The sequence below is a fragment of the Marinomonas maritima genome, assembly GCF_024435075.2.
Lineage (GTDB): Bacteria > Pseudomonadota > Gammaproteobacteria > Pseudomonadales > Marinomonadaceae > Marinomonas > Marinomonas maritima.
This window is the reverse complement of the sequence record NZ_JAMZEG020000002.1, coordinates 465,463-479,494: the sequence shown is the minus strand read 5'-3', so window position 1 is coordinate 479,494 and position 14,032 is coordinate 465,463. Positions and strand designations below refer to the sequence as shown.

5 protein-coding genes are annotated in these 14,032 nt (G+C 51.0%); all 5 read right to left on the bottom strand.

Annotated features, from left to right (window positions below; all coding sequences use genetic code 11):
- Nucleotides 1–33: 33 nt before the first annotated feature.
- Nucleotides 34–4,125, bottom strand: a complete 4,092-nt coding sequence (locus tag M3I01_RS08250; RefSeq protein ID WP_275565096.1) for an Ig-like domain-containing protein — start codon at nucleotides 4,123–4,125, stop codon at nucleotides 34–36.
- A 34-nt stretch (nucleotides 4,126–4,159) separates the two neighbouring features.
- Complete coding sequence (locus M3I01_RS08245; protein WP_255895320.1) at nucleotides 4,160–4,297, bottom strand: hypothetical protein; 138 nt, start codon at nucleotides 4,295–4,297, stop codon at nucleotides 4,160–4,162.
- Between the two features lie 265 nt (nucleotides 4,298–4,562).
- Nucleotides 4,563–5,555 (bottom strand): Ig-like domain-containing protein, encoded by a 993-nt coding sequence (locus M3I01_RS08240; RefSeq protein ID WP_255895319.1) that lies wholly within the window; start codon nucleotides 5,553–5,555, stop codon nucleotides 4,563–4,565.
- The gene (locus tag M3I01_RS08235) at nucleotides 5,552–12,475 is read right to left on the bottom strand and encodes an Ig-like domain-containing protein (protein WP_275565020.1); all 6,924 of its coding nucleotides are present in this window, start codon (nucleotides 12,473–12,475) and stop codon (nucleotides 5,552–5,554) included. The genes M3I01_RS08240 and M3I01_RS08235 overlap by 4 nt, the downstream gene beginning before the upstream one ends.
- The gene (locus M3I01_RS08230) at nucleotides 12,408–13,739 is read right to left on the bottom strand and encodes a retention module-containing protein (RefSeq protein WP_275565019.1); all 1,332 of its coding nucleotides are present in this window, start codon (nucleotides 13,737–13,739) and stop codon (nucleotides 12,408–12,410) included. The genes M3I01_RS08235 and M3I01_RS08230 overlap by 68 nt, the downstream gene beginning before the upstream one ends.
- Nucleotides 13,740–14,032: the final 293 nt, after the last annotated feature.

Genomic DNA, 14,032 nt, shown 5'->3' with positions numbered 1-14,032 from the left:
CAATTCGGCTTTTTAGTTAGTGCTATTTATTTACTAGCCATCAATATTGATGCTGTATTCTTCATTATTGTAAATTACTTTAATGCTATCAGAGCTATTTACAAGGCCATCGTTATTCGAATCGAAAGAAGATGTTTCCTCTATAAAGGTAGCAACGTCTTCACCATCTACTTTAACATTGCCATCTGTTACCTTGACATGTTGTGACAAGAACTCAGCAATCAGATCCGCATCAGCATCTTTATCAGGACTTCCTGCTATACCTGTCAATAAGTCCGTTAAGTCTAATGCGTCTTCCGCTGCATTGAAGTCAGTAATCGTATCTATATTCAATACATCCGTCGTGTCATTCAATATGAAAATATCTTTACCTTCTCCACCTGTTAACGTATCTGATGTTTCGTCATCACCACCAAATAAGATGTCATCTCCCAAGCCTCCGACTAAGGTGTCCTCATCTTGAGTGCCGACAAGATAATTATCCTCATCTTTAGTCGTATCGACCACACTAGGCGCATAAGATACGGTACTGGTTACTACTAAGTCTGGTAATGCACTATCACTTAATACATTAAGATTTTCGATAGTTGTCTGACCATTGGTAATTTCAATGTCATAATTTCCATCAGAATTAGCCGTTAGTGTCTCGCCGTCCAGCGTAAGTGTCGCTGTTGATGGAATACCAAACAACGTCAACATGGAGGTCTCTGTCGTGCTACTAGTGCTATCTATATCAACAGATACGCTATAACTAAATGCAGAAGAGCCATTATTAAAGCCACTTGAGTCACCTTTAACAATTCCATCGCTCATCATAATATTTTCAAAGCTGATAACCCTCGACTTAATGTTATCAACGTTATTGTTATAATCGTTTTTAGTATAAGAAGCTAAATAGATAGAATCACTTCCTTTACCTCCGTCAACATCACTATAAAGCTTACCGCCTATGGTGATAACATCATTTCCTTTACCCAAATCGATCTTGGCATCAGACCAAACGTTACCGTGGATTATGACCGTATCATTTCCATTTTCGCCTTTAATTTCTCCAGAAATGTCACCTTGAACCAATAGTACGTCATCACCCTTGCCCAACTTAACATCACCACTGGAGTTAATATTTCGACCAATTTCAACAGTATCGTTACCATTTCCAGCATCGATTTCACCGCTTAGATCATGTGCAACGTACGCAGAATCATTTCCATCACCTAAGTCTATTTCAGAGTTTGAGTTAACACTCCCCCCAATAGCTAAACGATCATCTCCATCAGAAAGGTCAACATCTGCATTAGTATTCCCACGAATTTCTACAGAGTCATTACCTGCACCACTATATATTGATCCGTTTGAATTCAGTTCACCTTTCACTAGTAGATTATCATCACCATCACCAGAAAAATCCCCTGAATCAAGCGTTAAAGTACGGTTAACATTGCCTGTGATTACTATTTCATCACTACCATCACCGGAGCTAGCAGAATAATTCAAATCTCCATTTAAATAATACGTGTCATTTCCACCTTGGGAGTTTCCATGATTAGCTAATACTCCAGACTCAAAATTACTATCCTGTCCTTTCCATGCATTAACATCGTAATCCGGCGTATTTTCTGCTGTCGATACAGTCACTGTCGGTAGAATGCCATCAGCTGTTACAGTAACTGATGCCGTTGCCGTATCTTTTCCACCTCTCCCATCTGAAATTGTGTAGTCAAACGTCGCCACTCCAGTAAATCCTTGTAATGGCGTAAAGTGGATAACACCAATTGAATCCAAATATGCATACCCATTTTGGACATTGCTAATGCTCGTCACAGTTAGAGCGTCACCATCAGCATCAGTATCGTTTTCAAGCAAGCTATCAACACTTATCTCTAAGGTTTGTTCTGATAAAGTAACCAGAGAGTCAGAAGAGCTGTCATCTTGAGCTGAAGGCGCCGTATTGGTATTGGTATTGGTATTGGTACCAACACTAATAGTCAACGTCGCTGTTGATGTACTTCCATCCGAATCTTGTATCATATAAGAGAAAGTTTCAGTCGCACCTGTTGGAATATTGGAAACGCCAGTTGTGACTTCATAGACGTAACTACCATCCGTCTCTAACACTAAGTTACCAAATTGTCCTTTAATGCTTTGACCAACGTCCGCATATCCCAAGCTAACCGTCTCACCAGCAGACACACCAACGACGGTAACGCCGCCATCCTCACTCAACTCTAATTGATCCGCACCAAGCCCATTATCGTCAAAAACATTACCCGTCGTTTCAGGCAAACTATAGCCTTCACCTTCGACAACACGCACTACCAATTCATAACTTGTGGCTGCATTTTCATTGGTATAAATAGAAGTAACCACCTCACCATCAGGGTTACCTACCTCTCTAAAGCCAACAACTTGCAACGTGTAAATACCACTTTCCCATTCAAACGTTACGAACGTATTCTGAACAGTCACTATGTCTCTTGATGCTTCGGCATTTGATGTATTTGGTGTTTCGTTGTGATCAAAATTCACCGTTAACGTTACAGGTTCACTCACTCCTGTATCATCAGTAACCCCGAACGCCACTTCCATTGATGCGGCCGTAATAGCACTACCTGAAGACACTGGATAATTATAATGGGTAAACGTACCAACAATAATGTCTTCGTTAAGATCAAGCTTACCGCTTAATTCCGCGTCATTGTCAATAAAGCCATAGCCAGATTGATGTCCTGAAGATGTTCCCCAACGAATTTGGTCTTTGCCATCATCGTTGTCTATCCCACCATTAGAGCTAGTACCATCAAAGACCTTAATGGCTGAGCCATTAGTGTAGCTAATCCAGTTAGCTTCAACTCCGCTCACTTCAAAGGTCTCATGTCGAACAACAATACTATCTTGGTCATCTACGGCCACTGGAGCAGAGTCTTGAATATCAAGATTCACAATAAAGGTACGACCATCTTCAAGCGTAATAGTGGCACTGTCTTTATCAGAAATGGTGTCACCATGGTCTCTGACAGGTGCATCATATCGATACTCACCATCGCCACCTAACGTAATCGTGCCGCCAAAGTTCGTAGTAACCTCTGTTGTACCATCAGGGAACTCAAAGCCTTCTGGTAGATTAGTTAAAACATGTTGTTGGCCTTCAGCTAAACTAAAGTTTGCTTCTGCTGAAAGATCAACGCTATGTGTAGAAGTGCCAATACTTTCGACCTTATTACCCGCTGCATCACTGGATGTAACCACCACATCAAACGCAGAATCAGCTGCCAAATCACTGCCCAATACACCAGCAATCATCCAGATGCCGCCAGCTTTAACCGTTGTAGAGTATTCGGTATTATTAATCGTCATTTTAACGATATCACCTACCGAAATATCACCACCAACAGCCTTACCAGAGATAGAAATTGTTTGGCCTAATTCAATACCATCAATCGTGTCATCTGACGTAATCGGATCAATTGTTACTGTTCCTGAATCTGCAACCGTATCTTTCTCAATAAGCTGCGGTTCCGAAGAGCCGGTATTGCCAGAAGCATCAACAGTATTCACCACGACACTTAACTGTCCATCCGCCAAGGTAGATACATCGACATTTTTCTCGAAATAGTCCCAGCCACTTCCATCATCTTCGGTGGATATACCATCAGTAATGGTAATGGAGTTGCCGTTACTGTCTGTAATTGTAATAGAAGTCACGGTGCCTTCTGACTCTACCCATCCCCCGACAGTTAAATTACCAACCTCGTCAAGATTGATGACATTGTCTCCGCTTGCTTCAGAAACAAAAACATCAACATCTGCAAAAATATCAACTTTATAAATCTCTGTACTTTGAGCTGTAAAAGCATTTCCAGCGGCATCCTCACCCGAAACAGTGACAACAATAGATGGATTTACTAAAGTTGTATTCGCCAAATCGGAGCCCAAAACATTAACGGAATATAAATATTTCCCATTGCTATTTTGATCCTCAGAAACCGTACCCTGACCAATCACAACACCATCCAACGTAATACTTATTGTGTCTCCAGGCATTGCATCATTGCCAACATAGCCTGTGATCGCCACTAAATTACCGGATGATGATTCATCAGAATTAATAACACTATCAGAAGTAATACGGTCGACATCAATCTGACCTACTGCCGACGTATCAACGGTATGAGTTGAAGATCCTCACTTTATCGCCTGGTGCGATATCGCCACCTGTCGCCGTACCTGTCACCGCGATGGTTTGTCCGCTTTCTGCCGCGTTGATCACGTCATCAGACGTAATCGCATCAACCGTCATGTGCCTTCTGTCCCTTCTAGAACGACATCTCTGAAGATCCTGTTGAGGTCACTGGGTTGCCCACGTCGTCCGTCACTGTGAACACGGTGTCGGCCGCAAGGTCGCTCCCGCCACATCCACTGTCCAGTTGCCATCGGCATCTACCGTGGTTTCGTAAGGCGTACCTGCGATCGTCATGGTCACTTTATCGCCGTTTCTGCCGCGTTGATCACGTCATCAGACGTAATCGCATCAACCGTCACTGTGCCTTCTGTCCCTGTTGAGGTCACTGTCTTTCTGCCGCGTTGATCACGTCATCAGACGTAATCGCATCAACCGTCACTGTGCCTTCTGTCCCTTCTAGAACGACCGTATGCTCTGAAGATCCTGTTGAGGTCACTGGGTTGCCCACGTCGTCCGTAGACGCCACGTTCACATCGAACACGGTGTCGGCCGCAAGGTCGCTGCCCGCCACATCCACTGTCCAGTTGCCATCGGCATCTACCGTGGTTTCGTAAGGCGTACCTGCGATCGTCATGGTCACTTTATCGCCTGGTGCGATATCGCCACCTGTCGCCGTACCTGTCACCGCGATGGTTTGTCCGCTTTCTGCCGCGTTGATCACGTCATCAGACGTAATCGCATCAACCGTCACTGTGCCTTCTGTCCCTTCTAGAACGACCGTATGCTCTGAAGATCCTGTTGAGGTCACTGGGTTGCCCACGTCGTCCGTAGACGCCACGTTCACATCGAACACGGTGTCGGCCGCAAGGTCGCTGCCCGCCACATCCACTGTCCAGTTGCCATCGGCATCTACCGTGGTTTCGTAAGGCGTACCTGCGATCGTCATGGTCACTTTATCGCCTGGTGCGATATCGCCACCTGTCGCCGTACCTGTCACCGCGATGGTTTGTCCGCTTTCTGCCGCGTTGATCACGTCATCAGACGTAATCGCATCAACCGTCACTGTGCCTTCTGTCCCTTCTAGAACGACCGTATGCTCTGAAGATCCTGTTGAGGTCACTGGGTTGCCCACGTCGTCCGTAGACGCCACGTTCACATCGAACACGGTGTCGGCCGCAAGGTCGCTGCCCGCCACATCCACTGTCCAGTTGCCATCGGCATCTACCGTGGTTTCGTAAGGCGTACCTGCGATCGTCATGGTCACTTTATCGCCTGGTGCGATATCGCCACCTGTCGCCGTACCTGTCACCGCGATGGTTTGTCCGCTTTCTGCCGCGTTGATCACGTCATCAGACGTAATCGCATCAACCGTCACTGTGCCTTCTGTCCCTTCAGAACGACCGTATGCTCTGAAGATCCTGTTGAGGTCACTGGGTTGCCCACGTCGTCCGTAGACGCCACGTTCACATCGAACACGGTGTCGGCCGCAAGGTCGCTGCCCGCCACATCCACTGTCCAGTTGCCATCGGCATCTACCGTGGTTTCGTAAGGCGTACCTGCGATCGTCATGGTCACTTTATCGCCTGGTGCGATATCGCCACCTGTCGCCGTACCTGTCACCGCGATGGTTTGTCCGCTTTCTGCCGCGTTGATCACGTCATCAGACGTAATCGCATCAACCGTCACTGTGCCTTCTGTCCCTTCTAGAACGACCGTATGCTCTGAAGATCCTGTTGAGGTCACTGGGTTGCCCACGTCGTCCGTAGACGCCACGTTCACATCGAACACGGTGTCGGCCGCAAGGTCGCTGCCCGCCACATCCACTGTCCAGTTGCCATCGGCATCTACCGTGGTTTCGTAAGGCGTACCTGCGATCGTCATGGTCACTTTATCGCCTGGTGCGATATCGCCACCTGTCGCCGTACCTGTCACCGCGATGGTTTGTCCGCTTTCTGCCGCGTTGATCACGTCATCAGACGTAATCGCATCAACCGTCACTGTGCCTTCTGTCCCTTCTAGAACGACCGTATGCTCTGAAGATCCTGTTGAGGTCACTGGGTTGCCCACGTCGTCCGTAGACGCCACGTTCACATCGAACACGGTGTCGGCCGCAAGGTCGCTGCCCGCCACATCCACTGTCCAGTTGCCATCGGCATCTACCGTGGTTTCGTAAGGCGTACCTGCGATCGTCATGGTCACTTTATCGCCTGGTGCGATATCGCCACCTGTCGCCGTACCTGTCACCGCGATGGTTTGTCCGCTTTCTGCCGCGTTGATCACGTCATCAGACGTAATCGCATCAACCGTCACTGTGCCTTCTGTCCCTTCTAGAACGACCGTATGCTCTGAAGATCCTGTTGAGGTCACTGGGTTGCCCACGTCGTCCGTAGACGCCACGTTCACATCGAACACGGTGTCGGCCGCAAGGTCGCTGCCCGCCACATCCACTGTCCAGTTGCCATCGGCATCTACCGTGGTTTCGTAAGGCGTACCTGCGATCGTCATGGTCACTTTATCGCCTGGTGCGATATCGCCACCTGTCGCCGTACCTGTCACCGCGATGGTTTGTCCGCTTTCTGCCGCGTTGATCACGTCATCAGACGTAATCGCATCAACCGTCACTGTGCCTTCTGTCCCTTCTAGAACGACCGTATGCTCTGAAGATCCTGTTGAGGTCACTGGGTTGCCCACGTCGTCCGTAGACGCCACGTTCACATCGAACACGGTGTCGGCCGCAAGGTCGCTGCCCGCCACATCCACTGTCCAGTTGCCATCGGCATCTACCGTGGTTTCGTAAGGCGTACCTGCGATCGTCATGGTCACTTTATCGCCTGGTGCGATATCGCCACCTGTCGCCGTACCTGTCACCGCGATGGTTTGTCCGCTTTCTGCCGCGTTGATCACGTCATCAGACGTAATCGCATCAACCGTCACTGTGCCTTCTGTCCCTTCTAGAACGACCGTATGCTCTGAAGATCCTGTTGAGGTCACTGGGTTGCCCACGTCGTCCGTAGACGCCACGTTCACATCGAACACGGTGTCGGCCGCAAGGTCGCTGCCCGCCACATCCACTGTCCAGTTGCCATCGGCATCTACCGTGGTTTCGTAAGGCGTACCTGCGATCGTCATGGTCACTTTATCGCCTGGTGCGATATCGCCACCTGTCGCCGTACCTGTCACCGCGATGGTTTGTCCGCTTTCTGCCGCGTTGATCACGTCATCAGACGTAATCGCATCAACCGTCACTGTGCCTTCTGTCCCTTCTAGAACGACCGTATGCTCTGAAGATCCTGTTGAGGTCACTGGGTTGCCCACGTCGTCCGTAGACGCCACGTTCACATCGAACACGGTGTCGGCCGCAAGGTCGCTGCCCGCCACATCCACTGTCCAGTTGCCATCGGCATCTACCGTGGTTTCGTAAGGCGTACCTGCGATCGTCATGGTCACTTTATCGCCTGGTGCGATATCGCCACCTGTCGCCGTACCTGTCACCGCGATGGTTTGTCCGCTTTCTGCCGCGTTGATCACGTCATCAGACGTAATCGCATCAACCGTCACTGTGCCTTCTGTCCCTTCTAGAACGACCGTATGCTCTGAAGATCCTGTTGAGGTCACTGGGTTGCCCACGTCGTCCGTAGACGCCACGTTCACATCGAACACGGTGTCGGCCGCAAGGTCGCTGCCCGCCACATCCACTGTCCAGTTGCCATCGGCATCTACCGTGGTTTCGTAAGGCGTACCTGCGATCGTCATGGTCACTTTATCGCCTGGTGCGATATCGCCACCTGTCGCCGTACCTGTCACCGCGATGGTTTGTCCGCTTTCTGCCGCGTTGATCACGTCATCAGACGTAATCGCATCAACCGTCACTGTGCCTTCTGTCCCTTCTAGAACGACCGTATGCTCTGAAGATCCTGTTGAGGTCACTGGGTTGCCCACGTCGTCCGTAGACGCCACGTTCACATCGAACACGGTGTCGGCCGCAAGGTCGCTGCCCGCCACATCCACTGTCCAGTTGCCATCGGCATCTACCGTGGTTTCGTAAGGCGTACCTGCGATCGTCATGGTCACTTTATCGCCTGGTGCGATATCGCCACCTGTCGCCGTACCTGTCACCGCGATGGTTTGTCCGCTTTCTGCCGCGTTGATCACGTCATCAGACGTAATCGCATCAACCGTCACTGTGCCTTCTGTCCCTTCTAGAACGACCGTATGCTCTGAAGATCCTGTTGAGGTCACTGGGTTGCCCACGTCGTCCGTAGACGCCACGTTCACATCGAACACGGTGTCGGCCGCAAGGTCGCTGCCCGCCACATCCACTGTCCAGTTGCCATCGGCATCTACCGTGGTTTCGTAAGGCGTACCTGCGATCGTCATGGTCACTTTATCGCCTGGTGCGATATCGCCACCTGTCGCCGTACCTGTCACCGCGATGGTTTGTCCGCTTTCTGCCGCGTTGATCACGTCATCAGACGTAATCGCATCAACCGTCACTGTGCCTTCTGTCCCTTCTAGAACGACCGTATGCTCTGAAGATCCTGTTGAGGTCACTGGGTTGCCCACGTCGTCCGTAGACGCCACGTTCACATCGAACACGGTGTCGGCCGCAAGGTCGCTGCCCGCCACATCCACTGTCCAGTTGCCATCGGCATCTACCGTGGTTTCGTAAGGCGTACCTGCGATCGTCATGGTCACTTTATCGCCTGGTGCGATATCGCCACCTGTCGCCGTACCTGTCACCGCGATGGTTTGTCCGCTTTCTGCCGCGTTGATCACGTCATCAGACGTAATCGCATCAACCGTCACTGTGCCTTCTGTCCCTTCTAGAACGACCGTATGCTCTGAAGATCCTGTTGAGGTCACTGGGTTGCCCACGTCGTCCGTAGACGCCACGTTCACATCGAACACGGTGTCGGCCGCAAGGTCGCTGCCCGCCACATCCACTGTCCAGTTGCCATCGGCATCTACCGTGGTTTCGTAAGGCGTACCTGCGATCGTCATGGTCACTTTATCGCCTGGTGCGATATCGCCACCTGTCGCCGTACCTGTCACCGCGATGGTTTGTCCGCTTTCTGCCGCGTTGATCACGTCATCAGACGTAATCGCATCAACCGTCACTGTGCCTTCTGTCCCTTCTAGAACGACCGTATGCTCTGAAGATCCTGTTGAGGTCACTGGGTTGCCCACGTCGTCCGTAGACGCCACGTTCACATCGAACACGGTGTCGGCCGCAAGGTCGCTGCCCGCCACATCCACTGTCCAGTTGCCATCGGCATCTACCGTGGTTTCGTAAGGCGTACCTGCGATCGTCATGGTCACTTTATCGCCTGGTGCGATATCGCCACCTGTCGCCGTACCTGTCACCGCGATGGTTTGTCCGCTTTCTGCCGCGTTGATCACGTCATCAGACGTAATCGCATCAACCGTCACTGTGCCTTCTGTCCCTTCTAGAACGACCGTATGCTCTGAAGATCCTGTTGAGGTCACTGGGTTGCCCACGTCGTCCGTAGACGCCACGTTCACATCGAACACGGTGTCGGCCGCAAGGTCGCTGCCCGCCACATCCACTGTCCAGTTGCCATCGGCATCTACCGTGGTTTCGTAAGGCGTACCTGCGATCGTCATGGTCACTTTATCGCCTGGTGCGATATCGCCACCTGTCGCCGTACCTGTCACCGCGATGGTTTGTCCGCTTTCTGCCGCGTTGATCACGTCATCAGACGTAATCGCATCAACCGTCACTGTGCCTTCTGTCCCTTCTAGAACGACCGTATGCTCTGAAGATCCTGTTGAGGTCACTGGGTTGCCCACGTCGTCCGTAGACGCCACGTTCACATCGAACACGGTGTCGGCCGCAAGGTCGCTGCCCGCCACATCCACTGTCCAGTTGCCATCGGCATCTACCGTGGTTTCGTAAGGCGTACCTGCGATCGTCATGGTCACTTTATCGCCTGGTGCGATATCGCCACCTGTCGCCGTACCTGTCACCGCGATGGTTTGTCCGCTTTCTGCCGCGTTGATCACGTCATCAGACGTAATCGCATCAACCGTCACTGTGCCTTCTGTCCCTTCTAGAACGACCGTATGCTCTGAAGATCCTGTTGAGGTCACTGGGTTGCCCACGTCGTCCGTAGACGCCACGTTCACATCGAACACGGTGTCGGCCGCAAGGTCGCTGCCCGCCACATCCACTGTCCAGTTGCCATCGGCATCTACCGTGGTTTCGTAAGGCGTACCTGCGATCGTCATGGTCACTTTATCGCCTGGTGCGATATCGCCACCTGTCGCCGTACCTGTCACCGCGATGGTTTGTCCGCTTTCTGCCGCGTTGATCACGTCATCAGACGTAATCGCATCAACCGTCACTGTGCCTTCTGTCCCTTCTAGAACGACCGTATGCTCTGAAGATCCTGTTGAGGTCACTGGGTTGCCCACGTCGTCCGTAGACGCCACGTTCACATCGAACACGGTGTCGGCCGCAAGGTCGCTGCCCGCCACATCCACTGTCCAGTTGCCATCGGCATCTACCGTGGTTTCGTAAGGCGTACCTGCGATCGTCATGGTCACTTTATCGCCTGGTGCGATATCGCCACCTGTCGCCGTACCTGTCACCGCGATGGTTTGTCCGCTTTCTGCCGCGTTGATCACGTCATCAGACGTAATCGCATCAACCGTCACTGTGCCTTCTGTCCCTTCTAGAACGACCGTATGCTCTGAAGATCCTGTTGAGGTCACTGGGTTGCCCACGTCGTCCGTAGACGCCACGTTCACATCGAACACGGTGTCGGCCGCAAGGTCGCTGCCCGCCACATCCACTGTCCAGTTGCCATCGGCATCTACCGTGGTTTCGTAAGGCGTACCTGCGATCGTCATGGTCACTTTATCGCCTGGTGCGATATCGCCACCTGTCGCCGTACCTGTCACCGCGATGGTTTGTCCGCTTTCTGCCGCGTTGATCACGTCATCAGACGTAATCGCATCAACCGTCACTGTGCCTTCTGTCCCTTCTAGAACGACCGTATGCTCTGAAGATCCTGTTGAGGTCACTGGGTTGCCCACGTCGTCCGTAGACGCCACGTTCACATCGAACACGGTGTCGGCCGCAAGGTCGCTGCCCGCCACATCCACTGTCCAGTTGCCATCGGCATCTACCGTGGTTTCGTAAGGCGTACCTGCGATCGTCATGGTCACTTTATCGCCTGGTGCGATATCGCCACCTGTCGCCGTACCTGTCACCGCGATGGTTTGTCCGCTTTCTGCCGCGTTGATCACGTCATCAGACGTAATCGCATCAACCGTCACTGTGCCTTCTGTCCCTTCTAGAACGACCGTATGCTCTGAAGATCCTGTTGAGGTCACTGGGTTGCCCACGTCGTCCGTAGACGCCACGTTCACATCGAACACGGTGTCGGCCGCAAGGTCGCTGCCCGCCACATCCACTGTCCAGTTGCCATCGGCATCTACCGTGGTTTCGTAAGGCGTACCTGCGATCGTCATGGTCACTTTATCGCCTGGTGCGATATCGCCACCTGTCGCCGTACCTGTCACCGCGATGGTTTGTCCGCTTTCTGCCGCGTTGATCACGTCATCAGACGTAATCGCATCAACCGTCACTGTGCCTTCTGTCCCTTCTAGAACGACCGTATGCTCTGAAGATCCTGTTGAGGTCACTGGGTTGCCCACGTCGTCCGTAGACGCCACGTTCACATCGAACACGGTGTCGGCCGCAAGGTCGCTGCCCGCCACATCCACTGTCCAGTTGCCATCGGCATCTACCGTGGTTTCGTAAGGCGTACCTGCGATCGTCATGGTCACTTTATCGCCTGGTGCGATATCGCCACCTGTCGCCGTACCTGTCACCGCGATGGTTTGTCCGCTTTCTGCCGCGTTGATCACGTCATCAGACGTAATCGCATCAACCGTCACTGTGCCTTCTGTCCCTTCTAGAACGACCGTATGCTCTGAAGATCCTGTTGAGGTCACTGGGTTGCCCACGTCGTCCGTAGACGCCACGTTCACATCGAACACGGTGTCGGCCGCAAGGTCGCTGCCCGCCACATCCACTGTCCAGTTGCCATCGGCATCTACCGTGGTTTCGTAAGGCGTACCTGCGATCGTCATGGTCACTTTATCGCCTGGTGCGATATCGCCACCTGTCGCCGTACCTGTCACCGCGATGGTTTGTCCGCTTTCTGCCGCGTTGATCACGTCATCAGACGTAATCGCATCAACCGTCACTGTGCCTTCTGTCCCTTCTAGAACGACCGTATGCTCTGAAGATCCTGTTGAGGTCACTGGGTTGCCCGTCGTCCGTAGACGCCACGTTCACATCGAACACGGTGTCGGCCGCAAGGTCGCTGCCCGCCACATCCACTGTCCAGTTGCCATCGGCATCTACCGTGGTTTCGTTCCCTTCTGTATCAACGGTATGAGTTGAAGTGGTAGTTCCTGTGTATGGGTTACCAGCACTGTCCTGACCTGCAACAGACACTTGAAAGGAATCATCTTGAGCAAGGTCACTACCAGAAACTCCCACGCTCCATGTTTTGTTTGCCAATACAACAGTGGTGTAAAGGGTTCCATTAATAGTCATCGATACCGTATCGCCAGCGGAAGCGTCTAGACCCACACGACCAGAAACGGTAATTGTGCTATTACTTTCCTCTGCATTAATTACATCGTCAGAAGTAATTGAATTAACACTTATTGTTGCTCTAGAGCTCGTTTTTACAATAAAGCTTTCTGTTGAATCTGCTGTACCTTGCTGTCCAGCACCATTCGTAACAACCACACTAGCATCTACTATACGGTCAGAGTCCGCACTCAAATCAGAGCCAGCAACACCTACAGACCATGTACCATTTGGATTTACATTGGTGCTGTAAGTAACACCATTGATGACAAGCGTAACGACACCACTACTGAATACATCACCATTAACCACACCAGTTAAAGTAACAATCCCGCCAGCCTCAGCCGCATTGATAATGCTGTCTCCAGTGATCGGATCAATATCCAAATTTATAAGCAAAGGGTTTTGATTAAGCGCACGAGATAAAGAGGGGTCAGAATATTGACTTTCACCCCCTTGACCACCACTACCGTTGCCTGTGTCATAACCGTAGGTTGGAAGACTGTTTTGTGCGTCATTTCGCTCAATAGACACATCGAAACGTTGCTGGTCAGCAAGTGCGTTACCTGCTGCTGGCGCATCTTGAATAAGGGTAGGGTCATCACCCGCTAAAATGGCACGTTGTAATGCATCAATTTCGGAAGAAGAATCCGCGACAAGATCTTCATTATCGCCTGTATTATAAATTTCGTCCGTCATCTCTATGATAGAGTCGCCACCGATGACCACATCGGTGCCGTCAATAAACTCGATCGTAACGCTACTATTACTTCCAGTAACAACCGTCTCGCCAAAGAAAATTGGATCACCTAGCTTTACTATCCGCTCTTGCCCGTCGATAGATTCAATCGTTACAGAACCGTTTAATTTAGTAACGAAACCGATGGCATTACCCATCGTTGCAAAAGGAATTTGATTGTCGCTCATGGTGAATCTCCTGGACTCTAGATAAGACGGAATAATTTAATGATTACTGACAAGATAGAAGAATAAAAGCAAAGTATCTATTGTACCTTGGTACAGTCGATACGCTTATTTATCGATTAACGCTATCTTTATAAAAATCGCGGCCTTAAACGGGCTTACGATTGCTAAAAAACCATCAAATCTTTATAATTTCCGCAATTTCGGGCACAGGCCTTAGCGTTACAGCCACTTTAACTACGCCCGTAACCTATTTCTGAGTCTATTCTTGACTCGAGCAATGAGCCCTTAAGGCA

Coding starts and splice junctions, on each gene's coding strand:
- M3I01_RS08245 (WP_255895320.1), bottom strand. CDS start 4,297: ATGACGGTTGATGCGATTACGTCTGATGACGTGATCAACGCGGCAGAA.
- M3I01_RS08230 (WP_275565019.1), bottom strand. CDS start 13,739: ATGAGCGACAATCAAATTCCTTTTGCAACGATGGGTAATGCCATCGGT.